This is a genomic window from Amycolatopsis sp. NPDC047767 (assembly GCF_040704195.1).
Lineage (GTDB): Bacteria > Actinomycetota > Actinomycetes > Mycobacteriales > Pseudonocardiaceae > Amycolatopsis.
The window spans coordinates 1-26503 of record NZ_JBEYSJ010000049.1; the positions used below are offsets into that span (position 1 = coordinate 1).

Here is a 26503-nt window from a genome sequence, read left to right on the forward strand (position 1 = left end):
GGAGGCCGTGCCGACCATCTGGTGGCCGGTGGTCTTCACCAGAACCGGCCGATGCCGGTCCGCCGCGAACGCGACCGCGGCCTGGACATCGGCCGCGTTCTGCGCCACCAGGATCACCGCGGGCACCAGCTCGTGGTTCAGGTTGAAAACGGCGCGTTCATCGTCGTATCCCACGTCACCCGGCAGCAGAACCGAACCCGCCACCGCGGCGGCCAGGGCCGCGGCATCCTCAGGCAGCACCGGCGGCAAAGAAGAATCGTCGAAAGTCATGGTGTTTCTCAGGGGGAACGGTGAAGTGCGGAAAGCGGCCGGTGCTGTCGCCGCTCAGGAAAGGTCCTGGGCGACACCGTGGTCAGCCCAATACCGAACGTGCGGCAGGTCGTCGTCGAGCCAGTAGGCGGTGTCCTCGGTCACCACGAGAACCTCGCCCCACTTGGCGCCGACCTCGCCGCGGCCGATGTGCGGCTCGAACGCCCACAACCCCGGCTCGCACGGCCGGTCGGACTTCGGCTTCCAGAAGGGCGCGGAGCGAACGTCCAGGCGCAGGGCCGATCCGACGATGTCGCCGGCCAGGTAGCCGACGGTCTGCGGGCTGAACCCCTTCACGTTGAACGTCGGCAGCCGCAGGCCGGGCACCCGGCCGACGCGATGCGCGATCGCGGAACCGGGGTACATCGAGTGGATGTTCACATAACCGTGATCTCGGGTGTACTCGTCCACCGCTTTGTCGATCCTGGCCTGGGTGTCGCCTTTGCGCACCAGCTCCAGAATCATCGGGCGAAAGGCGGCGAGCGCCATTCGGGTTTCGTGGAATTCCTCCGTCGGCTCGCCGAGTGTGCAGGAGTGCCCGATGTCGGCGGCGCCACCCCGATGGATGGGGCCGACATCGAGGATGACCGCGTCGCCGTGGGCCAGCCGGCGACCGCTCGGCCGGTAGGTTCCACTGCCCCGGGCCGTCTTGGACTCGAGGAGGTCCCGGGCCCGGCGCGGAAGAGGCGGAAAGTCCCTGAATCGGGTACGGTCGCCGAACCACACGAAGCCGTAGTGGAAGAAGTGGGAAACGCCACGCGCACGCAGCCAGCGCTCGAGCTTCCCGGCCGCCTGCTGCTCGGTGATCCCTTCGTGCAATTCGGCTTCGATCGCGACAACCGCGTCGAAGGCGAGACGTTGCGCCGCCTTGAACGCTACGAGTTCTTCGTCGGTGAACAGTTCGCGGGTCAAGTGCGGTGCCTCCGGTGGTGGCGTCGAGTTGATCAGCTCCAGCGTCTGCGTGCCCCGCACGGCACTGAAGAGCGGAATCCGACGAAAATCCCCCAGATCCGGACGGAATCGGACCATCTCGCCGGTCCGGCTCAGCCGGGTCCGAATGTGTGGGACGCCGGTCACTCACCGCCTGGCCGGCTCTTCGCCGAGCACGAAAAGTGGAAGCAGAAACCCCCGTCTCACTGGAGCCCCTCGTGTGCGCAAGCGGCGACGCAGCAAGTGGATCGACCTCGGCGATGGCCGGCTACGCCTGGGTCTGCGAAACGAACGGCGTGCTGACCCGCGCCGAGCGGTCCACCGTCCGCGCCGGCATGCGGAAATTCGTCCTGGAGACGATCGGCGGTTTCCTCACGTGGCCGATGAACCGGCCGCGTTCGGCGGAACCGCTCGTTCCGGAGTTTCCCGACACCGAAGTCGCGAGCACCGCCGCGGAGACGGCCAAGAAGCAAGGCACCACGCTTCTCTTCCACGGCTACCGGACCTGGCTGCTCGGAACCGCGCTGGCCCAGGCGGACCAGACCGAGGTCGACGCGGAACTTCTCTTCGTGACGGCACTGCTGCACGACTCGGGAATGCTCGTCAGCGTGCCGGGGGAGGATTTCACCCGGCGGTCGGCGGACACCGTCCTCGAGGTTTTCGAGCGCGCCGGCGCGCCGCGCCGCCGAGCCCTCGAAGCCGCCGATGCCGTGGTCGCGCACGCGACGCCCGGCCTCGACCGGTCCACGGACCCGATCGGCTACTACGTCCAAGGCGGTGCCATGGCCGATCTCGCCGGCATCCGCAGGTGGCACCTGCCGCCCGGGGCCATCGGTCAGGCCTACGCCCTGTACCCGTCGCACGACATCCACCGCACTCTTTCGGCGCTGGCTCGCCGGAACGCCGAAGAACTGCCCGACGGCCGGATGGCGCTGCTCGTTCCGAAACCCTTGGGCAAGGCACTTCGTCTGGCCCTGAATTTCGCGGTCGGATGACGGGTTCTACGACCTGCCCGTGCTCTTGAACCGGTCGCGGTACTGACTCGGCGAGAGCCCCAACCGGGCCACGAAGGTGCGGCGCATCGTCTCCGGGCTGCCGAACCCCGCTCCCGCCGCCGCCTCTTCGACGTTGTGCCCTGAATCCAGCAGCGACTTCGCGTGATCGAGCCTGACCTTCTCGACGTACCTCGCCGGCGTCATGGCGAACTCCGCCTGGAAGAGCCGGATGAGGTGCCGGGTGCTCACCCCGACCCGGTCGGCGAGCCGGCCGGCGCTGTGATCCAGACCGGGATCCGCGGAGATGAGATCGACGACGTCTCGCAGCGTCGGCGTCCGGGCGGGCTTGATCTCCAGCGGGGCGGAGAACTGCGACTGGCCGCCGGGACGTTGCATGAACACGACGAGGTTCCGGGCCACGGCCCGCGCGAGGTCGGGGCCGTTGTCGGCCTCGACCAGGGCCAGGGCGAGGTCGATCCCGGCGGACACCCCCGCCGACGTGAACACCCCCCGGTCCTCGACGAAGAGCGCGTCCGGGTGCACGTCGACGTCGGGGAACGCCCGGGCGAAAAGCCGCGCGTGGCGCCAGTGGGTGGTTGCCCGGCGCCCGGACAACGCGCCGGCGGTCGCCAGGGCGAAGGAACCCGTGCAAATGGAGACGAGCCGGCGGGTCCGCTCGCGGAGCACCCGGATGGCGGCCACGAGCTCGGGATCGATGGGGGCGCCGACGAGGACGTCGCCACCGCAGACCACGACGGTGTCCGCGCGCGTCACGCTGTCGGCGGGACCGTCGACGGGCATGGTCGACCCGGTCGAGGTGGCCACGGCTTCGCCCGAAGGTGACACATAGGACAGTGAGTAGTCCGCCCCGAAGAGGTTCGCTTCGGCGAAGACCTCGGCCGGCCCGGCCACGTCCAGGCTTTTCACCCCGTCGAAGACGACGAACACCACGTTCCTCGAGCTGGGCACGGTCCTGACCTCTCAATCGTCGAACCCGGCGCGCGGTTGCCGAAGCGCCGGGTTGCCCGAAGCGTGGCATCCAGGGCTCCCGGTGCCGAACCGATGTCCGGATCTGTGGGAACCCGGTCGGTTTTCGCTCTGCAGCCCGGTTCACCACTCCCGGCAGACTGGCGGAGCCCGCCGGGAAGCCGTGGTGGGACAACGGTTCCTGCTCGGTCGCGAAGGACGGACACCGGAATCACGCGGATACGAGGTTTCGTCCCCGGCTTCGGGCCGGACGGACCAACGGGGTGGAGCGAACCGGGTCGGTGAGGAAAGCGGTGGCACGTTTCTCGGCCGGTCGCCGATCACCGGCGCCATGACCACCCAGCTCCCCGCGCCCACGGCCGGACGCGCGGTGGGCCGCTGGCTCGCGGGCGGTGCGCTCGTGGCCGTGACGGCCGGTCTCGCCTACCTGCTCTCGGCGGTCAGCGGCTCGCTGCCGCACCTGCTTCCCGGCTACGACGGGTGGCAGGAGCGGGCGTACTCCCGGCTTCCGTCATTCCTGCGCTGGTGCCTCGGCGACACGACCGAGGCGCAGTCGTTCAAAACCGATCTCGGCGGGCTCGGCCTGCTCGCCGGCGGCTGGCTCGCCCACGTCGCCGCGACGCGCCGGCGTCGCTGGGCCGGGTTCCCGATCGCCGCCCGCACCGGGTTGTGGCCGTGGCTCACCGGCTCGGCACTGCTCGGGCTGCTGCTGTCGAACCTCGCGTGGGGCTGGACGATCCCCGCCACGGGCGCATGGCAGCCGACGTTCGTCGCGTTCGTTTCAATCCCGCCCTCGGTCGTGCTGCTCTACGGGCCGGGCTGGCGGGTGGCCCTCACCGGCGCCGTCCTGGGCGCCGCGCTGACGACGCCGATCGCGATCGGGCTCGTCCAGTTCGTGTGCTACCCCCTGGGGCTGCCCACCTCGATCGGCACGGCCGGCAGCATGTGGCTCAGTGCGCTGCTCGCGTTTCCCCTGTGCCGGATCCTGCCGTGGTTCCCCCGCCGGCCGGCACCGGCACCCGGCCCGGTCGATCCGCCCCGCCAAGGACCGGCGTGGGTCCTCCGCCGCGTCCTGGCCGACTTCACCGAAGCCCCGTTCCACGGCAACGAAATCAGCTCGGCCGGCCTGCTCGCCGGCACGCTGCTCACGTACCTGCTCAACCCGCTGACTCCGGTCCATGGCACCGCGCTGCTCCCGGCGCTGCTCACCACGCAGGTCCTGACCTCCACGCTCGCCGTCCTGCTCTACCACCGCCAGTGGGCCCGCCACGGCTGGTACCCGACTTTCGTCCCCCTGGTGTCCGTCGCACCCGCCGTCGTCCTGACGTACGGCCCGACCGCCCCGTCCATCGCTGCCGGCGCCATCCTGGGCGCGATCCTCGCCCCACCCCTCGCGGCGTACACCTCCCGCCGGCTCCCCGCCACGATCCACCCGTTCGTCGGCAACGTCGTCTCCATGACGGTGTGCACGGGGGTGGTGGTTCCTGCTCTCGGGTTGGTTCCGGGGTTCGTCCACTGAGGGCAGTCAATTGGTTCGCCCCGTCGTAACGATCAGCGTGACACCCGAGACGTCACCTCACGACCAGCTGTGGTGAGGGGCGTGCAGGTGCATTCGACTTCAAGGCGGGTTCCGTCGGCCCAGGCCTACCCGCGCGAGCACGGTCTGCTCGATCGCTGCGTCCGCGGCACAGATCGAGCCGAGTCGGTGGCGTCGCTGGGCCGGTACTTCAATCAGGACGACGGTGCACCGCGGTACACCGGTCGATGGTTCGAGCGATTCGCCGGTACCGGAGACCAGCCCGTTTTCGCCGACACTGTCACCGAGTGCGATGTCCTCGCGCTCAACTTCCTCGGCATCACCGACCTGGCCGACGTCGCCGTCGATGTGACGATGACTCACGCCGCGGAGATCTCCGCGCTCCTTGCGGCGATCCCTTCCGATCTGTCGATGCACGAGGCACCGTGGGAGGTCTACAGCGAAGCGTCGGCGGCGACGCAGCTTTGGCAACTGTTCAAGCGCTGTGGTGGCAAGGACAGGTGGGTCACGGCCAACAAGCTGCTGGCCCGGAAGCGGCCGCGCCTGCTGCCGGTCTACGACAGCCGGGTCAAAGCGGTTCTCGGCCAGCCGGACAGCATCTGGGCGTGTCTGTGGACGTGGTTCCACGCCGACGGGGCGCGCGCAGCCGCCGTAGCGGACCTGCGCGCCGAGGCCGGCGACGTGGACGACATCAGTCTGCTGCGCTGTCTTGACGTCGTCCTGTGGATGCGCGCGAACAGCTCCTCGCCAACCGCAGCCTGAGTGCGTGGCCCGGAGCAGAAGTTCCGAACGAGCTGCTGCGGCTGTGGTCGATCAGCGGGAGTTCGCGAATCTTCGCGGATGTCGACTTCGGGCAGTGGGGGCTGCGGTTGCTCTCGCCCGGGATGCCGCCCAGCGGACGCGGCAGGAGCGCACCCAGTGGATACGCCCGGAGCGGGTCTGAAAATGCCGCCTCGCCAGTGATTCACCGCGTGAAGGACGATCGCGGGTTGGCACACGGCGGCAAGTCCGCGGCCACTACGGACAAACAGGGCAACTAGGACAGCGCCCGCCGTCCGTACTCGAACGCGCACCGATGCGTCCCGACGTACGCTGGTGGGTCAACCGAACACGCCGCCCGGTTCGCATCGGACGTGCCGTCGTCTCAGCGCCCGGCCAAGGCGGACGAGGGGGACGGCGACCAAGCGCGAAGGAGGCCGTGCGTGAGCCCCGAATCATCGTGTGCCGTCGGTGCGCCGGCCGTCGTGCCGGGCGTGCCGCGGCGGCTGCCGGTGCGGACGTGGCTGGCGGTGGCGGCCGGGCGGCTCGGTGCGGCGATGTCGCGGGGCATGGGCCTCGGCAGCGGCGGCGTCATCGGCGGGCGGATCGCACTCGCGCTGGATCCTCGCGTGCTGAGCCGGATCGGCGGCGGTCGGACGGTGGTGCTGGTGACCGGCACCAACGGCAAGACCACCACCGCGCTCATGCTCAGCCGGATCCTGGGGACGCTGGGCGAGGTGGCCACGAACAGCGACGGCGCGAACATGACCGACGGGGTGGTCGCCGCCCTGGTGGGCAAGCATCGGGCCGCCCTGGCGGTTCTCGAGGTCGACGAGACGTACGTGCCCGCTGTTGCCGCGCAGGTGCGCCCGGCGTGCCTCGTGCTGCTCAACCTCAGCCGGGACCAGCTGGACCGGGTCGGCGAGGTCCGGACGACGGAACGGGCGTTGCGGGCGATCGCCGCGGCGCTGCCGGACACGACCGTGGTCGCCAACTGCGACGATCCGCTGGTCACCTCGGCCGCGCTGGGCTCCGCGCACCCCGTGTGGGTCGGCGCGGGAGGGCGGTGGCACGCCGACGCCGTGGCCTGCGCCCGCTGCGGCCGAGCCGTGGTGCGGCAAACCACCGGCTGGCACTGTGCGTGTGGTCTTGCCCGGCCGGATCCGTTGTGGACACTGACCGGTGATGCGGTGGAAACCGCGGCGGGCTCGAAGATCGAGCTCGGCCTCCGCCTGCCGGGCCGGGCGAACGCCGCCAACGCCGCGATCGCGGTCGCCACCGCCGCGCGGCTCGGTGTCTCGCCGGAGGTGGCCGTCGCGCAGCTGCGCCCGATCGCCGACGTCGCCGGCCGCTACCGCCAGGCCTGGGTGTCCGGGCACAGTGTGCGGGTCATGCTGGCGAAGAACCCGGCGTGCTGGGAGGAAACGTTGCCGCTGCTCGACTCCCGGTCGCCGGTCGTGATCGCGGTGAACAGCGGTGAGGCCGACGGGCGGGACATGTCGTGGCTGTGGGACGTGCGGTTCGAGCAGCTGCGCGGACGCCAGGTCGTGGCCTCCGGCGACCGGGCGACCGATCTGGCCGTCCGCCTCACCTACGCCGAGGTGCGGCACACGCTCTGTCCCAGTCCGTTCGCCGCGGTCGCCTCACTGCCGGCGCCCGGCCCGGTCGAGCTCGTCGCGAACTACACGGCTTTCCGTGATCTCCGGCGGCAGCTCGGCGATGGCTGAGTCGGCCGTGCGGATCGGGGTGCTGCTGCCCGACATCCTCGGCACCTACAGCGACGGCGGCAATGCCCAGGTGCTGCGGCGGCGATTGCAGTGGCGGGGCATCGCCGCGAGCGTGACGGAGACCCGCCACGGCGAGGCGGTGCCGTGTTCGCTCGACCTGTACCTGCTGGGCGGCGGCGAAGACGACGCCCAAGCTCTCGCGGCGGCGGACCTGCACGGGCACCCCGGACTACAGCGGGCGGTCACGCGTGGTGCCGTCGTGTTCGGTGTCTGCGCCGGGCTTCAGATCCTCGGCATGACCTTCACGACGCCCGACACCGTCTCCCACCGCGGGCTGGGCCTGCTCGACGTGGTGTCGGCTCCGGGACGGCGGCGTGCGGTGGGGGAAATCGTCGTCGACGTCCAACCCGAGCTGACGGCACAACCCCTCACCGGCTTCGAGAACCACCTGGGCCGCACGCTCGTCGGCCCCGGCAGCTGTCCGCTCGGCTCGGTCCGCGCCGGCGTCGGCAACGGGGACGGCACCGAGGGCGCGGGTACCGGCCGGATACTGGCGACCTACCTCCACGGCCCGGTGCTGGCGCGCAACCCGGCGCTGGCCGACCGGCTCCTGGAATGGGTGCTCGGTACCCCGCCGGCACCGCTGGCTCTGCCGGAGGTCGACGCCTTACGGGACGAACGGTTGCGCGCAGCCACGCGCGGCCCGCACTGGTGATCCTCCAGGACCGGCGCGGAGCCGCCTGACCTCGCGGCGGCTCACACGTCGATCCGGGCCGCGCACCGCCAGCCGCGTTCGGTGCGCTCGCAGCGGACCTCCCGCCGGGACACGGCCTTCGGAATCGCCCCGGTCGGGATGACGGAGCCGAGGTCGGTCATCTGGCAGCGCAGCCGCACCGTCGAGCCGTCCACGACGATCCCCTCGGCGGTGACCGGGATCAGGCACCGAGTCCGCATCGTGAGGATGACCTTGTCGAGCAACGCGACCAGCACCGAACCGTCGGTCGCGCCGCAGACCTCGAACGACCAGGCCGTGGACCCGCGGTGCAGCCGGGTCCGGGCGAAACTCTCCACCAGGGCCCGGACGGCTTCCGCCAGACACGCTTCCCGCGTCGGTCCCCACGCTTCGATGCGCAGGTCAGCGGCGTGCACGACGCGCCGCGTACCGCGGGCGTCCTGCTTCGGCAATGGTTTCCGCTCGAACCTCCCCACCAGTGCAGCATCCGGGGCAGAGCCCGGGTCCGGCCTCACCCGGACCAGGCGAACCGAGCGAGCCTCGGCCGTCGGCTCCGGCACGACCGGCCGCCCGCCGGGTGCAAATTACGCGGGCGGCGGCCCTCTTGACGGAATGTGAACCAGGACACACTCTGGAGAGAGGCGTGAGGGAGCCGTCGAGCGCAGCCTGCCTCGGAGACCCTCGCGCGGGGGAGGTCCACATGGGGACCACACCGGAGGAACCGCCACCGTCGAGCGAACCCCCTTGGCCGCTGGGCAATCCTGCGCATCGGGTCAGCTATCCCACCCCGAGTACCGGGCGCACCGTGCTCGTCGCCGCGACGGCGGCGCTCGGCGGTTTCCTCTTCGGCTACGACACCGCGGTGATCAACGGCGCGGTCAAGGCGGTCGGGGAAACCTTCAACGCGTCGCCCTTCGTCCTCGGGTTCGCGGTCGCCGCGGCGCTGATCGGCTGCGCGATCGGCGCCTGGTTCGCGGGTGCGATCGCGGACCGCTACGGCCGGATCCGCGTCATGTGGCTCGCGGCGATCGCGTTCGCGATCAGCGCGGTGGGCAGCGGCTTCTCGTTCTCGATCTGGGAACTCGCGTTCTGGCGGCTGGTCGGAGGTCTCGGCGTCGGTGCCGCATCGGTGATCGCTCCCGCCTACATCGCGGAGATCTCGCCGGCGCACCTGCGCGGCAGGCTGGGCTCGCTGCAGCAGCTGGCCATCGTGTCCGGCATCTTCGTGGCGTTGCTCGTGGACTACGCACTGGTCGCCGGATCGGGCGGCGCGTCGGATCCGCTGTGGTTCGGCCTCGCGACGTGGCGGTGGATGTTCCTGTCGCTGCTGATTCCCGCCCTCGCCTACGGCCTGCTGGCCTTGACGATCCCGGAGTCACCGCGGCACCTGGTCCAGAAGGAGCAGCTGGCCAAAGCGGCCGAGGTGCTGCGGCGGTTCGTCGGCGGAGACGTCGACGCGCGGATCACGGAGATCATCCGGACGGTCAGGGGAAAGACCGAACGCACCGGCTTCGTGACCGTCCGTGGCCCGCGGCTGGGGTTGCTGCCGATCGTCTGGATCGGCATCGGGCTGTCGATTTTCCAGCAGTTCACCGGCATCAACGTGATCTTCTACTACTCCTCGGTGCTGTGGCAGGCGGTGGGGTTCAGCGAGCAGAACGCACTGGCGATCACCGTGATCACGTCGGTGACCAACATCCTCACCACAGTCATCGCCATCGCGCTGGTCGACCGCATCGGCCGCAAGCCGCTGCTGGTGATCGGCTCGATCGGCCAGTTCGTCTGTCTCGGCGTCCTCGCCCTGCTCTTCGGCACCGCGCCGGTCGTGAACGGCACGCCGGACCTGGGTTCGGCCGGGCCGATCGCGCTCATCGCCGCCAACGTCTACGTCGTGTTCTTCGGCGCGACGTGGGGCCCCGTGGTGTGGGTGCTGCTCGGTGAGATGTTCAGCAACAAGATCCGCGCGATGGCCCTGTCCGTCGCCGCGGCGGCGCAGTGGCTGGCCAACTTCGCCATTTCCACGACCTTTCCGGCATTGTCGGACGTCGGGCTGGGACTTGCTTACGGCGTCTACACCTTCTTCGCCTTCCTGTCGATCTTCTTCGTGTTCAAGTTCGTCAAGGAGACGAAGGGGCGTGAGCTGGAGGAGATGGCCTGACCATGACCGAGCCGACGTCGAAAGTCCGGGAACTTCCCCACGCGCTGCGTGACGGTGATCGGTTCGCCGAGCGGCTGGCCGGCCGGCGCCCGGCGGTGTTCCTCGACTACGACGGTGTGCTGGCCCCGATCGTGGACCACCCCGAGGACGCCCTGATCTCCGAGCGCATGCGGGAAACGGTGCGCGCGCTGGCGATGCGCTGCCCGGTTTGCGTGGTCAGCGGGCGTGACCGGCTCGACGTGCAGCGGTTGATGGGAATCGATGACCTCGTGGTCGCCGGCAGCCACGGCTTCGACATCTGGAGCCCGGCCGCCGGCGAGATCCACCACGACGCCGCGAGCGGGTTCGAGGACGTCATCGGCGAGGTCACCGATCGCCTGCGCACCGAAACCGGCTCGATCCCGGGCGTGGTGATCGAACCGAAGAAGGCCTCGGTCGCGGTGCACTACCGGCTCGTCGACCCGGACGGGCGGCAGCGGATCACCACCGTGGTCGAGACACTCCTCGCCGAGCATCCGGATCGGCTGAAGATGACGCCGGGCAAGATGGTCTACGAGCTTCAGCCCAAGATCGACTGGCACAAGGGCAAAGCCGTCCTCCACCTGCTCCGCGCCCTGCACCTGGACTCGCCGGACGTGGTCCCGATCTACCTCGGCGACGACATCACCGACGAGGACGCCTTTCGGGCACTGGCCGATCGCGGCGGCGTCGGCATCTTCGTCGGACGGGCCGCCGACCCCGAGGTGGCCGATCGCGGCACGTCGGCCGACTTCGCGCTCTCCTCCCCGGAAGAGGTGGCGCAGCTGCTGTCCACTCTGGCCGTCGGCGAGGGCGAACCCCGAGACGAGCGGAAATCCGACTGCGTGGTCGGCTACGACCACTTCGATCCCGGCACCGAAGGGCTGCGGGAGTCGCTGACGTCCACGGGCAACGGGTACTTCTGCACCCGCGGCGCGGCCGAGTGGGAGGACGCCGACAAGATCCACTATCCGGGCACCTACGCCCACGGTGGTTTCAACCGCGAAACCACCATCCTCGGGGGCCGGCCGGTGCAGAACGAGGACCTGGTCAACCTGCCGAACTGGCTGGTGCTCAAGCTGCGCATCGAGGGCGAGGAGGCGATCCGGCTCGGCAACGTCGACCTGATCTCCTACGAGCACTCCTACGACATCCGGCTCGCGATGGTGCAACGGGTCCTGCGCTTCCGCGACCGCGCCGGCCGGGAGACGACGTTGCGCAGCCGCAGGTTCGTGAGCATGGCCCACAGCCACCAGGCCGGTATCGAGTGGACGCTGACGCCCGAGAACTGGTCGGGTCGCGTCGAGGTGATCTCCGGGCTGGACGGCCGGGTGACCAACCAGCAGGTCGCCCGCTACCGCGAGCTCGAGGGACGGCACCTCGACCCGGTGTCTCCGCGTACTTTCGGTCCGGAGACCATCGCGCTGAAGGTGCAGACCCGGCAGTCGGACATCTACGTCACCGAGGCCGCGCGCACCCGCGTCTTCCTCGACGATGAACAGCTTCCGGTGGAGCGCGCCCTGGATCAGATGGACGACTACATCCAGCAGGTCATCACCTTCGACGTGGCGCGGGGCCGGCCGGTCCGGGTCGAGAAGATGGTGTCGCTGTTCACCTCGCACGACAACGCGATCACCGAGACGCTGGCGGCCGCGGGGCGGGGCGTCCTGCGCTACCCGGACTTCGCCGAGGCACTCGTGGAACACGCGTCGGCGTGGCGGGAGCTGTGGGCGGTGTCCGATCTCGAGCTCCCGCGGGAACCCCGGGTCGAGCTGCTGCTGCGGTTCCACGTGGCGCACGTGCTGCAGGTCTGCTCCCGGCACACCGCACGGCACGACGCGGGTGTCCCGGCCCGGGGGCTCAACGGCGAGGCCTACCGCGGGCACGTGTTCTGGGACGAGCTCTTCATCTACCCGTTCCTCAACTTCCGGCTGCCCACCATCACGCGCAGCTTGCTCCTCTACCGCTATCGCCGGCTCGCCGAAGCGCGTGCCGCCGCGCGGGAAGCGGGCTTCCGCGGCGCGATGTTCCCGTGGCAGAGCGGAAGTGACGGCACCGAAGAGACCCAGGTCGTCCACCTCAACCCGCTCTCCGGTTCGTGGGACCCCGATCTCAGCCACAACCAGCGTCACGTCAACGCGGCCATCTTCTACAACGTCTGGCAGTACTACCAGGCCACCGACGACCGGGAGTTCCTGCGCGACTACGGCGCCGAGCTGATGCTCGAGATCGCGCGGTTCTGGGCCTCGATCGCGCGGTACAACCCGGAACGCGATCGCTACGAGATCCACGGCGTGATGGGACCCGACGAGTTCCACGAGCGCCATCCCGGCAGCGAAGAAGGCGGTTTGCGCAACAACGCGTACACCAACGTGATGGTGGCCTGGATCGCCGGCACCGCTCCGCGGGTGCTGAGGCTGTTGCCGGCCAGCCGCCGCGCCGCGCTGAGCGCCCGCCTCGGACTGACCGATGACGAGCTGCGCACGTGGGACGAGATGAGCCGCAAGATGTACGTGCCGTTCCACCCGGACGGCGTCATCAGCCAGTTCGAGGGCTACCAGGACCTCGACGAGCTCGACTGGGAGCACTACCGGGCCGAGCACGCGAACATCCAGCGGCTGGACCGGATCCTCAAGGCCGAGGGCGAAGATCCCGACCGGTTCAAACTGGCCAAGCAGGCCGACGCGGTCATGTTGTTCTTCCTGTTCTCCGGCGAGGAATTGCGCACGCTCTTCCACCGGCTCGGCTACGAGCACGATGCGGAGCTGGCCCGGCGCACGATCGACTACTACGACCGGCGCACCTCCCACGGTTCGACGCTGAGTCTCGTCACCCACGCCGGCGTGCTCGCCGCACTGGACCCGAAGAGTTCCTGGGATCGGTTCATCGTGGCGCTGGAGAGCGACATCGGTGACGTCCAAGGAGGAACGACGAAGGAAGGCATCCACATGGGTGTCATGTCCGGGACCTTGGACCTGCTGCAGCGCTACTACGTCGGCAGCGCCGTGCGGGACGGCGTCCTGTTCTTCGCGCCGACCCAGCTCAACCGGCTCGACGGCCTGGTTTTCCCGATGCAGTACCGCGGCGTACCGCTGCGGGTGTCGATCACGGGCGACGAGCTGACCGTCTTCGCGCTCCCGCAGGGTTTCCGCGGGCCGGTCTTCGTCGGCGTCGGGGACGAGGTCCACGAGCTCGGGGCGGGGGACAGCCGGGTCTTCACCGTGTCCGCCGAGCCCGCGCCGGCGGCGGTGGCAAGCCATGCCGGCCACGCGGAAGGGAGCCACCATGGCGAAAGGCTTTGAGGGCGCGATCTTCGACGTCGACGGCGTGCTCGTCGACTCCCCGCACGAGCGGGCCTGGAAGGACTCGCTGCGTGAGCTGATGGAGACCGAGTGGGCCGACATCCGCGACCGGACCACGTGGTCGGACGACCGCTTCACTCCGCAGGTCTACCAGCAGGTGATGTCCGGCAAACCCCGGGCCGCCGGAGCGCTGGCCGCTCTGGAGTACTTCGAGGTGCCCGACGCGAAGGCGCGCGTCGAGCTCTACGGTGCGCACAAACAGGAAATGGTCATCAAGCTCATCGAGGCCGGCGAGTTCGAGGCGTATCCCGACGCGCTGCGCTTCGTCCTCGCGGTGAAGGCCGCGGGCATCCCGACCGCGGCCGCGTCGTCGTCGAAGAACGCCGGGCTTTTCCTGCGGCAGATCCGCCTCGACACCTTCGCCGCGCAGAACGGCCTTTCCGCCGGCTTCGTGACGCCCGGGCTGAGCCTGCTCGACTCGTTCGACGCCGACATCTCGGGCCGCGACTTCGCCCACGGCAAGCCGCATCCGGAGATCTTCCTGACCGGCGCGGCCGAGCTCGGCGTCGCCCCCGAAGACTGCTTCGTCGTCGAGGACGCGGCCAGTGGCATCGAGGCCGCGAAGGCCGGCCGGATGGCGGCGCTGGGCATCGCCAGGGCCGACGACGAGGCGCTGCTCGCGGCCGCGCGGGCCGACCTCGTGGTGACCTCCCTCGACGAGATCGACGTCGCGGCGCTCGGCCGCCACGTCCTGACCGGGCGGGCGCCATGAGCAGCCCGGCGGCGGAGGCGGTTCCCCGGCCGCTGCACGAGGCCGCCGAGGGGACCCTCGCCATCGGCGTCGACATCGGGGGCACCAAGATCGCCGCGGGGGTGGTCGACGAGAGCGGGCACATCGTCGCCCGCACCCGGCGTCCGACGCCCGCCGACGACCCGTCGAAGACCCAGGACTCCATCGCTGACGCCGTTCGCGAGCTGACCAGCGAGTACACCGTGGTCGGGGTCGGCCTCGGCGCGGCGGGGTTCGTCGACGAGAAGCGGTCGACCGTGATGTTCGCGCCGAATCTCGCCTGGCGGGACGAGCATTTGCGGGAGTCGCTGGAGGACCGGCTCGGCGTGCCGGTGATCGTGGAGAACGACGCCAACGCCGCCGCGTGGGCCGAGGCCCGGTTCGGCGCCGCCCGCGGCGAGAGCCACGTCGTCATCCTGACCATCGGGACCGGGATCGGCGGCGGGGTCGTCCTCGACGGGAAGCTCTACCGGGGCCGCTTCGGGCTGGCCGCCGAGATCGGGCACTTCACCATCGTCCCCGACGGACGGCGCTGCGGATGCGGCCTGCACGGCTGCTGGGAGCAGTACGGCAGCGGGCGTGCGCTGGTGCTCGAGGCGCAGGAGCAGGCGACGGTCGCGCCCTCGATGGCCCAGGAGCTGCTGCGGCTCGCCGGCGGACGTCCGGCGGGCATCACCGGCCACCTCGTCACCGAGGCTGCGCAGTCGGGCGACGTGACCGCCCTGAACTGCTTCGACGAGCTGGGCAAGTGGCTCGGGCGCGGGATGGCCGCGCTGGCCGCGATCCTCGACCCGGGCATGTTCGTCATCGCCGGCGGCGTGTGCGAGGCCGGGGAGATTCTGCGCGCGCCGACGGAGGCCGTCTTCCGCAAGAACCTCACCGGCCGCGGACACCGACCCGCCGCGAAGGTACGGATCGCCGAGCTGGGCAACGAGGCCGGACTCGTGGGCGCCGCGGACCTGTCCCATGTGCGGTGAGCCCGGCGGGTTCCAGGCGCCGGCCGGGATTCTCGACCGGGGAGTCCTTTGTGGACATCTTGGCCCGGATTGCGCGTGGGTTCCACGTCGGCTCTACCGCGACCGCTGCGGCCCTTCGCCCGTAGACCGCGGTAGGTGCGGCGAATTATCATGAGATTGCACAGTGTGTCAAGGGCTGACCGGGTGGGTGGTCGTCATGCGTAGTTACCTCGTGGTCGCGAACCAGACCCTGCTGGGTCCGGAGCTGCAGAAAGAGCTCCACAAGAGGATCGAGGCGGGGCCGAGCTCCTTCTACGTGCTCGTCCCGAACACCGCCGCCGCGCAGTACCACACGGTGCCCGCCGCCGGCGGCTTGATGCCGATGCCCAGCGTCGTGCTGGACTTCGGCCGGCCCGCCTCCGACGAGGAGGCGACCACGCAGGCCCGGCAACGGCTGGACCAGGTGCTCGCCGACCTCGCCGCCCGGAAGGTCCAGGCGGACGGCGGCCTCGGGAGCGCCCAGCCGCTCGAAGCCATCGAGAAGGTGCTCGCGGGCCGCGAGTTCGACGAGATCATCGTGGCCACGCTGCCCCGGCGCGCCTCGCGCTGGCTCCGGGCCGACCTGCCACACCAGGCCGAGCGCCGGTTCGGCCTGCCGGTCACCACGATCACCACAAAACGCTGATCAGGCAACGCGCGAGAAATCACCTTTCTGTCTGATCGGGTGCCGAGCCGGAAACTTTTCACGACGAACTTTTCACCGCGCCGGCCCGGCAGCCGAAATCGATCCGTGGCCCTGTTCGGCGCCACCACTGCCGACCGGGAAGACTCCGCGGCCGGGATCGCGAGCCGGGCCGGGTTCCCGGGTTACGCAAGCATGCGAGGGGTGCCGGCGAAGGAATTGTCGATCAGTTCGACGGTCCGGCGGCGTCTTTTTCACGACGGCGTGCCGCGCCAAGGCGGGTGACCACGCGCGATACCCCGCCGTCCGGCAATCGAACCGGGCGGGCGCAGTTCCTGCCGATCTCCGGAATTTTCCCGTTAATGTGGATTCCGTTCGGGTTCGGAAGGAGCTGGGACGGATGACGGGCACCAAGACCGAAGACAGATATCCGACGCGGATCGGCGGCGAGCCGGCGTTGCTGCGCCGGGAGGTGCCCGTGGTGTGGCCGGGCCGGCTGCGCGAGCCGTTCACCCCGGCCGAGCTGGCCGCGCACGCCGAACGGGGGTATTCGATCGTCCCGTCGTCGGTCACGGACGAGGAACTGGACGTGCTGCGCGCGGAGCTGGACCGGCTGTGCGCCGACGAGACGCTGGCAGCGGACGAACGCGTGGTGCGGGAGAAGGCTTCCGGCGCGGTGCGGTCGATCTTCGAGGTCCACCGCATCAGTCGGCTCATCGCACGGTTGGTGCGCGATCCCCGGGTGCTGGACCGGGCCCGGCAACTGCTCGGCTCGGAGGTGTACGTGCACCAGAGCCGGATCAACTGCATGCCCGGCTTCCGCGGCAAGGGTTTCTACTGGCACTCCGACTTCGAGACCTGGCACGCCGAAGACGGCATGCCCGTTCCCCGCGCGGTCAGCATGTCACTGGCACTGACGGACAACTACCCCTTCAACGGTGGCCTGATGGTGATGCCCGGTTCCCACCGGGAGTTCGCGCAGTGCGCCGGCGCCACGCCGGGGGACCACTACCGCGATTCCCTCAAGGAACAGCAGGTCGGTGTGCCCGACGAGGCCACGATCACGCGCTTGGCGGCGGCCCACGGGATCGACCAGTTCACCGGTCCTGCCGGCCACGCGCTGTGGTTCGACGCCAACCTGATGCACGGATCCGCCGACAACATCACCCCCTACCCGCGGGCCAACGTTTTCGTGGTCTTCAACAGCGTGGAGAACACCTTGCGGGAACCGTATGCCGCGGCCGCGCCGCGTCCCCCGTTCGTCGCCGCCCGCGACTTCACGCCCCTCGCGCCCACGCACTAGCCGCAACCTGGCCCTGCCGTGCGACGATCTGCGGGGAACGCAGATCGGACGAAGGAGCCACAGACCTTGCCCTTGGTGCACGCTCTGTGGTCTCCGGGCCGGGGTTTGCTGCTCTGGGCGGAGCACGACCGAGGCCCGGCCGGCACGTCGAGCCGTTCGGCGCGGATCGCGCTTCCGCATCCGTTCGCCGTCTCCAGCACGAAGCTGACCGCTCTGCATCCCGGAAAACCCACGTCGGTGACCTTGCTGCTGCCGTCGCGGGCGAACCGGCCGCTCGCCTCCTCCGAGGCGGCGGGTGGCAAGCGGCGTGGGCCGGCACCGTCGCTGCGGCCGTGGTCGGTGCCGGCGTTGATCGTGGACGCGACCGAACTGGACGACCTCGACGACTCGGCTTCGTACGGCTCTTCGGTCACCTACCTGCGGGCGGTGGCCCGCCTGGCCGCGGATCTGGTGCGGCGCGGGCGGGTTCTGCCGACGCTGGTCCGCCAGGGCGATGTGGCCGAGGCGCGGTGGCGCCCGGTGCTCCAGGGCGTGGATTTCGTCGCGTTCGAGGCGCTGGTCGCGGCCATGCCACCGGTCGGGCGGGCCGAGCAGATCGCGCCGCTCACCGGGGCCTCGCCTCGCGCACTCGTCACCGATGCCCTCCACACCCTGGTCGACGCGGCGGTCCGGGACCGGCTGGCGCGGGCGGATCCGCCCGTCGACCTGCGCGCGGGCCGGGGCCCGGCCGGGGTGTGGCTGTCCGCTTTGCAGGGCGGCGTCGCCCGCGTCGAGCTGCCGCTGGGTGAGCTCGGTGTCCTGGCCGACGCGGTCGCGAAGTGGGACGAGGTCGCCGACACCGACGTCGTCGACGGCCGGGCGTGTTTCCGGCTGGCCGAAGTCGGCACCCTGCGTCCGCAGGACGCGGACGATCCCGACGACCAGACCGGCGACGGCACCAAGTGGCAGCTGCAGTTCCTCCTGCGGGCGACGGCCGATCCGAGCTTGCTGCTGCCGGCGGAGCAGATCTGGTCGGGCCGGGCGACCGGGCTGGTCCGGGATCCCGAGGGTCTGCTGGTCGCCGAACTGGGCCGGGCCGCGCTGGTGGAACCGATGCTGGCGCCGGCCCTGCGCCGGGACCGGCCGGCCGAGCAGGACCTGACCTTCGAGGAAGCCGAACTGTTCCTCACCTCGGGTGCGACCCGGCTGGTCGAGGCCGGGTTCGAAGTGCAGCTTCCGGCCACCTGGGACGGCCGGCGCCGGCTCGCGCTGCGGCTGTCCGTCCGCAGCGCTCCCTCGGAACAGGTCGTCGCCCGCAGCCGGGTGGGCCGCGACGAGCTGGCCGGGTTCCGCTGGTCGATCGCGGTGGGCGACGACGAAATCGGCGAAGAGGAGCTGGCCCGGCTCGTCGCGGCGAAGACCTCGCTGGTGCGGCTGCGGGGCAGGTGGATCAGCGTCGACGCCGACCGGCTCCGCGCCGGTCTCGAGTACCTGCGCCGCGACCCGCACCGGCAGACCCGGGGCATCACCGCGGCCGAGCTGCTGGAGCTCGTCCACCTCGGGCAGGAGACACCGCTGCCGGTCACCGACGTCAGCGCCGACGGCTGGGTCGGGGACGTCCTGGCCGGACGGGTCCACCGGACACTCCAGCCGGTCGAGCTGCCGCCGTCGTTCCGCGCCACCCTGCGCCCCTACCAGCAGCGGGGTGTCGCCTGGCTGGTGTTCATGTCGGCGCTGGGGCTCGGCGCGTGCCTGGCCGACGACATGGGTCTCGGCAAAACCGTCCAGACGCTGGCCCTCGAGGCCGTCGAGCGCGCCGGCCACGACCACGGGCCGACGCTGGTGCTGTGCCCGATGTCGCTGGTCGGGATGTGGCAGCGGGAGGCGGCGAACTTCGCCCCGGGGCTGCGTGTCCACGCCCACCACGGCAGCGCCCGCGCACACGGGGACGCGCTCGCCGAGCAGGTCGTCGCGGCCGACCTCGTCGTCACGACCTACGCCACCGCCGCCCGCGACGCCGACGAACTCGAGACGTTCACCTGGCGGCGCCTGGTGCTCGACGAAGCGCACGCCATCAAGAACGCCGACACCGCGACGGCCAAGGCGGTGCGCCGGTTCGCGGCCGGGCACCGGCTCGCGCTGACCGGCACCCCGGTGGAAAACCGGCTGGCGGACCTGTGGTCGGTGCTGGACCTGCTCAACCCCGGGCTGCTCGGCAGCAGGTTCGAGTTCCGGCAGCGGTTCGCGGTCCCGATCGAGCGGCGGGGCGACACCGCCACGGCCGCCGCTCTGCGCCGGCTCACCCAGCCGTACCTGCTGCGCCGGGTGAAGACGGACCCCGCGATCGTCCCCGAGCTCCCGGAAAAGATCGAAATCAGGCAGGAATACCGGCTCACCCGCGAACAGGGCACGCTGTACAGCGCGATCGTCGACGAGATGATGAAGAAGATCGAGAACAGCCGCGGCATCAAGCGCCGCGGCCACATCCTCGCCGCGATCACGAAACTCAAGCAGGTCTGCAACCACCCCGCGCACCTGCTGCACGACGGCTCCCCGATCGGGCACCGCTCCGGCAAGGTCGCCCGCCTCGAAGAGATCCTGGCGGAAATCCTGGCATCGGGCGATCGGGTGCTGTGCTTCACGCAGTACACCGAATTCGGTCATATGCTCGTGCCCCATCTGTCGGAGCGGCTCGGCGTCGAAGTCGCGTTTTTGCACGGCAGCCTGGCAAAAGGGGCGCGAGACGCGATCGTGGAACGCTTCCAGTCCACAGACGGGCCGCGGATCCTCTTGCTCTCGGTCAAGGCAGGCGGTTCCGGGCTCACGCTGACCGCCGCCGGCCAGGTCCTGCACCTGGACCGCTGGTGGAACCCGGCCGTGGAGAACCAGGCCACCGACCGGGCGTTCCGGATCGGGCAGGGCCGCAACGTCCAGGTGCGGAAGTTCGTCTGCCCGGGCACCATCGAGGACCGCATCGACACCTTGATCACGAAGAAGCGCGCGCTCGCGGGCATGGTCGTGGGCGAGGGCGAAAGCTGGCTCACGGAGCTGTCGACGGACGCGCTGCGCGGAGTGCTCACGCTGGGGGAGGACGCGATCGATGACTGAGCCACTCCCGTGGTGGGCGACCCGGTTCATCCGGGCGTTGACGGCGATCGGCGTTCTCCTGCCGGCGCGCGGCCAGGGGCGCGTCGTGTCGCTGGAGGTCGGTGCCGGGCGCGTCGACGCCACGGTGCAGGACGGCCGCCCCCAGCAGGTGCGGATCGGGCTCACGGCGTTCGGGAAAACGGACTGGGCGGCGATCACCCATGCCCTCGCCGCGAAAGCGTCGGCCACGGTCCAGCTGCTCAGCGGCGAGCTGCCCCGTGACGTCGAACAGATCTTCACCGCGCTGCGGCTGCCCTTGTTCCCGTCGTCGGCGCGGGAGGTGTCACTGGACTGCACCTGCCCGGACGTCGAGGTGCCGTGCGGCCACCTCAACGCGGTGTTCTCGGCGCTCGTGGCGCAGGTCGGCGACGATCCGTTCACCGTCCTCGCGTTGCGCGGCCGGGACCGCGAAACGCTGCTCGAAGAGCTGAAGAACCGGCTCATCTCCGCGGAGCCGCTCGATCCGGACGACCGGTCTCCGGCCCTGACCGAGGTCATGGACTCCTTCTTCGACTGCGGTCAGGCCCCGGGCTTGGGCGGCGCGGCGCCGTTGCCCGGGCCGCGAGCGCAGTTCGACGCGCTGCTCGGCCAGGCCCCGCCGTTCGCGATCACGGTGGGCGGTGAAGACGTCACCGAGCTGCTCCGCCCGGCGTACCGGGCCCTCGCCGGAGAGCACGGCGGTTAGCTTCGGCACCCGGTGTTTCCCGGTTCGTCCCGGCGGTGTGGATCACACGAGGTGGGCGATGCCCGAGCCGATGAGGAAGATGCCGAAGCCGGCCGCCACGACGACGATGATGGTCCGGCCGTGTCGTCCCAGCCACGCGTTCACGGCGGTGACCCAGCGGATCGTCGTCTCCGGCCAGATGGCGTGGGCGATGATCGGTATCTCGATCAGCAGCATGTAGATCACGGCGACGAGGATGATGCTCAGCGCCGTCACCAGCAGGTTGGCGTGCGCCTTGGCGATGGCGTGCAGCGAAGCCAGGTACAACGCCGTCGGCGTGTACATCAGTATCCCGACGCCCAGCAACCCGATCACGCCGAGCTCGCGGCGCTTCTTGGCGGCCTTGGGTCCGCGCGGCGGCCGGAACCAGACCACCAGGGCGAAGGCCACCAGCACCACGCCGATGGTGAGGTCGATCCAGGCCGGCACGGTGTGGTGCTGGGGGCTCTCGGCTCCGCTGCTCTGCAGCACCAGCACCGAGAGGAAGCCGAAGCCGAGGGTGATGAACACGGCGCCGGCCAGGAAGATCAGCGCCCGCTTCCTGGGTTGCGGATTGACCAGCAGGAACGCCATGAACAGCAAGGCGGGCGGGTAGATCGCCGCACCGAACGCGGCGGGAACAGCTTCGGACAACATCGCCGTCGGCACCTCCTCGGGCCGGCCGGCCGGCGGCGACCCGGGGGAGGTGCCGACGGCAGACCGGCGTGCGGCTACTCGCGCATGAGCATCGCCTCGGCCTCGCGCTCCTGGTCGACGTAGGGTTCGCCGCTGACGTCGATCACGACCCGTTTGATGGTGCCGCCGGTGAACCGGTGGGGGCGCTGTCCCCGGTAGTCGTCGGTGACGGCGGCCCCGCTGTCGCGGCCGACGCACAGGCCCTCGCCGGCGAGTTCGAACGCGCCGGGTTGTGTCTTGATGCGGCCTTCGCCGACCTTCTGGTCGCCGTGGTAGAGCGACAGGGTTCCGGTGGCGATGCCGGGCGGGTCCTCACCGTCCTTGTCGAACGAGGCCGCGAGGATCAGGTTCTCACCCGTCGGCAGGTCCTCGGTCCCGTCGATCTTCTGCTCCAGCATGCCGACGAAGTTGTAGACGTAGTGCAGGCGGTTGTCCTTGACGTAGAGCGCGTGTCCGCCGAACCGCGCGCCGTGGGCGAACAGCACGCCCTCGGCGCCCTTGCCGGGGATGTCCACAAGGGACCCGATCGAGTAGGACCGGTTGCGGATGTTGACCGCCTGTTGTTCGGGAACGTCGGCGACGTCGGCGTAGTAGACGTACCGGTTGCGGGCCGCGGACAGCTGCGGCCGCGGCGTGTTGAGGATTTCCAGTGGTGACCGGTCGTCGAGCGGGAACGCGCCGTTGGCGTCGGCCTCCGCGAACCAGAGCCGGATCAGCTCCTCGAGCTTCTCGGGCCGTTCGGCCGCGAGGTCGTGCACCTCGGAGCGGTCGACGTCGGTGTGGTAGAGCTGCCACACGTCGTCGTCGAAGTGGCTCCAGCCGCTGATCGTCGGGTGTGTCGTCACGGCCTTCCAGCCCTCGTGCCAGATCCCGCGCGAGCCGAGCATCGAGTAGAACTGGGTGGATCTGGCCGACGGCGCCGAGGGATCCGCGAAGCTGTAGCGCATGCTCACCCCGTCGAGCGGGCTCTGCGCGTGTCCTTTGATCGCCTCCGGCACCTGCACGTCCAGGCAGTCGAGCATCGTGGGCACGAGGTCGATCGCGTGGTGGTACTGGTGGCGGATCTCGCCGCCGTGCCCGAGAACCGCGGGCCAGGAGATGATGCACGGGTCGGCGGTGCCGCCGTTGAACTCGTAGCGCTTCCACATCTTGAACGGCGTGTTGAAGGCCATCGCCCAGCCGTTCGCGTAGTGGTTGTAGGTCTTCGGACCGCCCAGCTCGTCGAGCATCGCGAGGTTCTCGTCGAGGTCGTCGGGGATGCCGTTGAACAGTTTGTTCTCGTTCACCGAACCGTCGGGGCCGCCCTCGCCGCTGGCGCCGTTGTCGGAGACCAGGATGACGAGCGTGTTGTCCCGTTGCCCGGTCTCTTCCAGGTGGTCGAGCAGCCGGCCGATGTGGTGGTCGGCGTGGGCGAGGAAGCCGGCGTAGACCTCGGCCATGCGCGCGAAGAGCCGCTTCTCCCGGTCGGACAAGGAGTCCCACGGCTTCGTGTAGTCCAGCGGCGGGAAGGGCTGCCCGTCCGGGCCCTGGCGGGTCTGGGGAGTGCCGATCGGGTTGATCGGCGGGAGTTCGGTGTCGGCCGGCACGATGCCGAGTTCTTTCTGCCGCGCCAGCACGGTTTCGCGCAGCGCGTCGTAGCCCAGGTCGAAGCGGCCGGCGAATCGTTCGATCCACTCCCGCGGTGCGTGGTGCGGCGCGTGGCACGCGCCCGGCGCGTAGTAGAGGAAAAACGGCTTGTCCGGCGCGATCGCCTTGGCGTCCTTGATGAACTCGATCGCCTTGTCGGTGATGTCGTCGGTGAAGTGGTAGCCCTCCTCCGGGGTCTTCGGCTGGTCCACGGGGTGGTTGTCGTACACGAGGTCGGGGTACCACTGGTTCGTCTCGGCGCCGAGGAAGCCGTAGAACCGCTGGAACCCGCGCCCGGTCGGCCAGTTGCGGCGCGTCGCGGCGAGGTTCATCTCGTCGGTCGGGCACAGGTGCCACTTGCCGACGAGGTAGGTGTTCCAGCCCCGCTCCTCGAGGATCTCGGAGATCATGCCGTTCTCCGGCGGGATCGTGCCGTTGGCATTCGGGAAACCGATCGCCGCCTCGGTGATGCACGCCATCGCGTTGCGGGTGTGGTTGCGCCCGGTGAGCAGGCAGGACCGGGTCGGTGAGCACAGCGCGGTGGTGTGCCACTGCGTGAACCGCACGCCGTCGGCCGCGATGCGATCGATGTTGGGGGTCTCGATGACGCCGCCGTAACAGCTCATCGCGGAGTACCCGACGTCGTCGAGAACCAGGTACACCACGTTCGGGGCACCCTCGGCCGCCTGTGCCGGTTCGAAGGGTGCCCAGTCGGGCACCGAGTCGCGGATGTCGACGTTGATCTTGCCCTGGAACGAGTTGCTCATGTCACTCCTCGGATCCCCCGGGTGAAGGCGGCCTCGACCACCCCATCCGACCGCGTGCGGCGGCGCCCGGCTTCACCTGCACCAGGTGAACACCGCAGGGGTCGGGCTCGCGCCGTTCCGTCGTGGGGATCGTCCGGCGCAGGTCACCCGGCACGGGTGATGAAGCGCGATCGGGCCCGCTGCGAATGTGTGGCGACGTCGCGCACAGCAGACAGGGGACACCGGATGGCCACGGCGCACACGGGGCAGGGCCGTCGGCCGGCCGTGGCCGCGAACCCGGACCCGACGACGGGAATGGTGTGGATCGCCGGCCGCACGTTCGCGATGGGCTCCGACGAGCACTACCCGGAGGAAGGCCCGGTCCACGACGTGACGGTCGGCGCGTTCTGGATCGAGCCCACCGCGGTGCGCAACCGTGACTTCGAGCGCTTCGTCCGCGCCACGGGCCACGTCACGCTCGCCGAGCGGGCACCCGATCCGGCGGACTACCCGGATGCGGCGCCTGAGCTTCTCGTGCCGGCGTCGTCGGTGTTCGTCGCACCGCGGCACGAGGTCGACCTGCGCAACGCCTACAACTGGTGGAGCTCCGTGCCCGGTGCGGACTGGCGCCACCCGTCCGGCCCGGGCAGCTCGATCCGCAAGCGGCCCGACCATCCTGTAGTGCACCTGGCGTGGGAGGACGCCGAGGCCTACGCGCAGTGGGCCGGCAAGGACATCCCCACCGAGGCGGAGTGGGAGCTCGCCGCGCGGGGCGGGCTCGACCGCGCCGGCTACGCGTGGGGTGACGAGCTCACCCCCGGCGGCGTGTGGATGGCCAATACCTGGCAGGGCCGGTTCCCGTACACGAATACCGGCGCCGACGGATACCTGGGCACCGCGCCGGTCGGGCGCTACCCGCCGAACGGATACGGCCTCCACGACATGATCGGCAACGTGTGGGAGTGGACCGCGGACTGGTACTCCGCCCACGACGAGCGACCCGGCTCCTGTTGTGGCCCGAGTCCGCGGGACCGCAGCATCGCACGGGGTGAACGCGTTCCGCGCAAGGTGATCAAGGGCGGCTCGTACCTGTGCTCGCCGGACTACTGCCGTCGCTACCGGCCTGCCGCCCGCATGGGGCAACCGGTCGACACCGCGACCTGCCACGTCGGTCTCCGCTGCGTGGTCCGGCCCTGACCCGGGAAGGACGGTTGCCTCGTGCTGACCACCTGGCGTGAGGGCGCGGCGAAGAAGGCGATCACCGAGTTCGTCGAGCACGCCTCGGACGTGCCGGCCGACGAACGGGTGGCGACCTTCGACAACGACGGCACGCTGTGGTGCGAGAAACCGGTTCCGATCCAGCTGGACTTCATCCTGCGCCGCCTCGTCGCGATGGCCGGGGAGACTCCCGAGCTGCGCTCGCGGCAGCCCTGGAAAGCCGCGTACGACAACGACCTGGCGTGGTTCGGCGCGGTGGTCGCCGCGCACTACGCCGGGGACGACACCCAGCTCCCCACCCTCGCGGCCGGAGTGCTCGAGGCGTACGCCGGCATCGGCGTCGAGGACTTCGAAGCCCAGGCGAACGAGTTCCTGACCACCACGCAGCACCCCACGTTGCGCAGGTCGTACGCGCGCTGCGCCTACGCGCCGATGGTCGAACTGCTGGCGCACCTGCGCGACAACGGCTTCAGCACCTACATCGCGTCAGGCGGCGGCCGCGACTTCATGCGGCCCATCAGCCAGACGGTCTACGGCGTGCCGCGCGAGCAGGTCATCGGCAGCACCGCGACCCTGTCCTACGAGGACGACGAGCACGGCGGCACCATCCGCCACCAACCCGTCCTCGACTACCTCGACGACGGCCCGCAGAAGCCCGTCCGCATCTGGAGCCGCACCGGACGCCGGCCCCTGCTGGCCGCGGGCAACGCCAACGGCGACATCCCCATGCTCCGCTTCACCCACCACACCGGTAAACCGACCCTGCGCCTCCTCGTCCTCCACGACGACCCCGACCGCGAGTTCGCCTACACCGCCGGCGCCGAACAGGCACTCGAACAGGCCGGCCGCGACGGCTGGACCGTCATCAGCATCCGCGACGACTGGCACACCGTCTTCTGAGCGGTTGACGCTCTCACCGGGGCTTCCCGCCCACCGGGGCCCGATCCGGAGCCGCCGGCCGACGCGCGATCCACCGACCTTTCCACCACGTGGAAACGCCCGCGGCGCGAAGGCCGCCCGCCGCTTTACCTTCGGGACGGTGATCGACAAAACTCACGGAGGGACCCGATGAGCCCTCACGACAAGGTGACGCCGCTTCGCCACCCGGACCGCGTCCTCATCGGCGGCGAATGGGTTCCCCCTGCTCGGGCTGAACGCGTCGGTGTTCACCGCCGGCACCGACCGCGCGCTCCGTCGCCGTG

General features: G+C 70.2%; 20 protein-coding genes and 1 pseudogene. 15 read left to right on the forward strand and 6 right to left on the reverse strand.

The features are described from left to right. Positions 1 to 249: pseudogene (locus AB0878_RS45380) on the reverse strand (FAD-dependent oxygenase); the annotation flags it as partial. 75 nt (positions 250 to 324) lie between these two features. Beyond that, on the reverse strand, positions 325 to 1281 hold the full coding sequence (locus AB0878_RS45385; RefSeq protein WP_366588844.1) for a M24 family metallopeptidase: 957 nt from the start codon (positions 1279 to 1281) through the stop codon (positions 325 to 327). A 218-nt stretch (positions 1282 to 1499) separates the two neighbouring features. On the opposite strand from AB0878_RS45385, the gene AB0878_RS45390 reads away from it, so the two are divergent. After that, the gene (locus tag AB0878_RS45390; protein ID WP_366588846.1) at positions 1500 to 2234 is read left to right on the forward strand and encodes a hypothetical protein; all 735 of its coding nucleotides are present in this window, start codon (positions 1500 to 1502) and stop codon (positions 2232 to 2234) included. Between the two features lie 6 nt (positions 2235 to 2240). On the opposite strand, the gene AB0878_RS45395 is transcribed toward AB0878_RS45390, so the two are convergent. After that, positions 2241 to 3203 (reverse strand): GlxA family transcriptional regulator, encoded by a 963-nt coding sequence (locus AB0878_RS45395; RefSeq protein WP_366588848.1) that lies wholly within the window; start codon positions 3201 to 3203, stop codon positions 2241 to 2243. Positions 3204 to 3552: 349 nt separating this feature from the next. Here AB0878_RS45395 and AB0878_RS45400 point away from each other — a divergent pair, with 349 nt between their 5' ends. From AB0878_RS45400 to AB0878_RS45415, 4 genes are all read left to right on the forward strand, one after another. Next, positions 3553 to 4740, forward strand: a complete 1188-nt coding sequence (locus AB0878_RS45400; protein ID WP_366588851.1) for a hypothetical protein — start codon at positions 3553 to 3555, stop codon at positions 4738 to 4740. 81 nt (positions 4741 to 4821) lie between these two features. After that, positions 4822 to 5520, forward strand: coding sequence for a DUF6308 family protein (locus tag AB0878_RS45405; RefSeq protein WP_366588854.1), 699 nt, complete (start codon positions 4822 to 4824; stop codon positions 5518 to 5520). Positions 5521 to 5960: 440 nt separating this feature from the next. Then, positions 5961 to 7244, forward strand: a complete 1284-nt coding sequence (locus AB0878_RS45410) for a MurT ligase domain-containing protein (protein ID WP_366588856.1) — start codon at positions 5961 to 5963, stop codon at positions 7242 to 7244. After that, on the forward strand, positions 7237 to 7959 hold the full coding sequence (locus tag AB0878_RS45415) for a glutamine amidotransferase (RefSeq protein ID WP_366588858.1): 723 nt from the start codon (positions 7237 to 7239) through the stop codon (positions 7957 to 7959). The genes AB0878_RS45410 and AB0878_RS45415 overlap by 8 nt, the downstream gene beginning before the upstream one ends. 41 nt (positions 7960 to 8000) lie before the next feature. On the opposite strand, the gene AB0878_RS45420 is transcribed toward AB0878_RS45415, so the two are convergent. Continuing rightward, entirely contained in the window at positions 8001 to 8453 is a 453-nt protein-coding gene (locus AB0878_RS45420; protein ID WP_366588862.1) for an archease, read from the reverse strand. A 224-nt stretch (positions 8454 to 8677) separates the two neighbouring features. Between AB0878_RS45420 and AB0878_RS45425 the strand changes: the two genes are divergently transcribed. From AB0878_RS45425 to AB0878_RS45460, 8 genes are all read left to right on the forward strand, one after another. Then, positions 8678 to 10135, forward strand: coding sequence for a sugar porter family MFS transporter (locus tag AB0878_RS45425; protein ID WP_366588865.1), 1458 nt, complete (start codon positions 8678 to 8680; stop codon positions 10133 to 10135). Between the two features lie 2 nt (positions 10136 to 10137). Continuing rightward, positions 10138 to 13455, forward strand: coding sequence for a trehalose-phosphatase (gene otsB / locus AB0878_RS45430; RefSeq protein WP_366588867.1), 3318 nt, complete (start codon positions 10138 to 10140; stop codon positions 13453 to 13455). Beyond that, entirely contained in the window at positions 13439 to 14227 is a 789-nt protein-coding gene (locus tag AB0878_RS45435; RefSeq protein WP_366588870.1) for an HAD family phosphatase, read from the forward strand. The genes otsB and AB0878_RS45435 overlap by 17 nt, the downstream gene beginning before the upstream one ends. After that, positions 14224 to 15222 carry an ROK family glucokinase gene (locus tag AB0878_RS45440; RefSeq protein WP_366588873.1) on the forward strand — a complete coding sequence of 333 codons (999 nt, stop codon included), beginning with the start codon at positions 14224 to 14226 and terminating at the stop codon, positions 15220 to 15222. Before AB0878_RS45435 ends, AB0878_RS45440 begins: the two co-directional genes overlap by 4 nt. 196 nt (positions 15223 to 15418) lie before the next feature. Next, a complete protein-coding gene (locus tag AB0878_RS45445; protein WP_366588876.1) occupies positions 15419 to 15886 on the forward strand; it encodes a hypothetical protein in 468 nt (155 codons plus the stop codon). 397 nt (positions 15887 to 16283) lie between these two features. Next, on the forward strand, positions 16284 to 17186 hold the full coding sequence (gene thpD, locus AB0878_RS45450) for an ectoine hydroxylase (RefSeq protein WP_366588878.1): 903 nt from the start codon (positions 16284 to 16286) through the stop codon (positions 17184 to 17186). Positions 17187 to 17252: 66 nt separating this feature from the next. Next, positions 17253 to 20273 (forward strand): DEAD/DEAH box helicase, encoded by a 3021-nt coding sequence (locus tag AB0878_RS45455; RefSeq protein ID WP_366588881.1) that lies wholly within the window; start codon positions 17253 to 17255, stop codon positions 20271 to 20273. After that, a complete protein-coding gene (locus tag AB0878_RS45460) occupies positions 20266 to 20997 on the forward strand; it encodes a hypothetical protein (protein WP_366588884.1) in 732 nt (243 codons plus the stop codon). The genes AB0878_RS45455 and AB0878_RS45460 overlap by 8 nt, the downstream gene beginning before the upstream one ends. A 42-nt stretch (positions 20998 to 21039) precedes the next feature. Here AB0878_RS45460 and AB0878_RS45465 read toward each other — a convergent pair whose 3' ends face one another. Both AB0878_RS45465 and AB0878_RS45470 read right to left on the reverse strand, forming a co-directional pair. Continuing rightward, positions 21040 to 21672, reverse strand: coding sequence for a GAP family protein (locus AB0878_RS45465; protein ID WP_366588886.1), 633 nt, complete (start codon positions 21670 to 21672; stop codon positions 21040 to 21042). A 74-nt stretch (positions 21673 to 21746) separates the two neighbouring features. After that, complete coding sequence (locus AB0878_RS45470; RefSeq protein WP_366588889.1) at positions 21747 to 24104, reverse strand: arylsulfatase; 2358 nt, start codon at positions 24102 to 24104, stop codon at positions 21747 to 21749. A 225-nt stretch (positions 24105 to 24329) separates the two neighbouring features. On the opposite strand from AB0878_RS45470, the gene AB0878_RS45475 reads away from it, so the two are divergent. After that, entirely contained in the window at positions 24330 to 25280 is a 951-nt protein-coding gene (locus AB0878_RS45475) for a formylglycine-generating enzyme family protein (RefSeq protein ID WP_366588891.1), read from the forward strand. Between the two features lie 21 nt (positions 25281 to 25301). Further along, the gene (locus tag AB0878_RS45480) at positions 25302 to 26201 is read left to right on the forward strand and encodes an HAD family hydrolase (RefSeq protein WP_366588894.1); all 900 of its coding nucleotides are present in this window, start codon (positions 25302 to 25304) and stop codon (positions 26199 to 26201) included. The last annotated feature ends 302 nt before the right edge of the window (positions 26202 to 26503 follow it).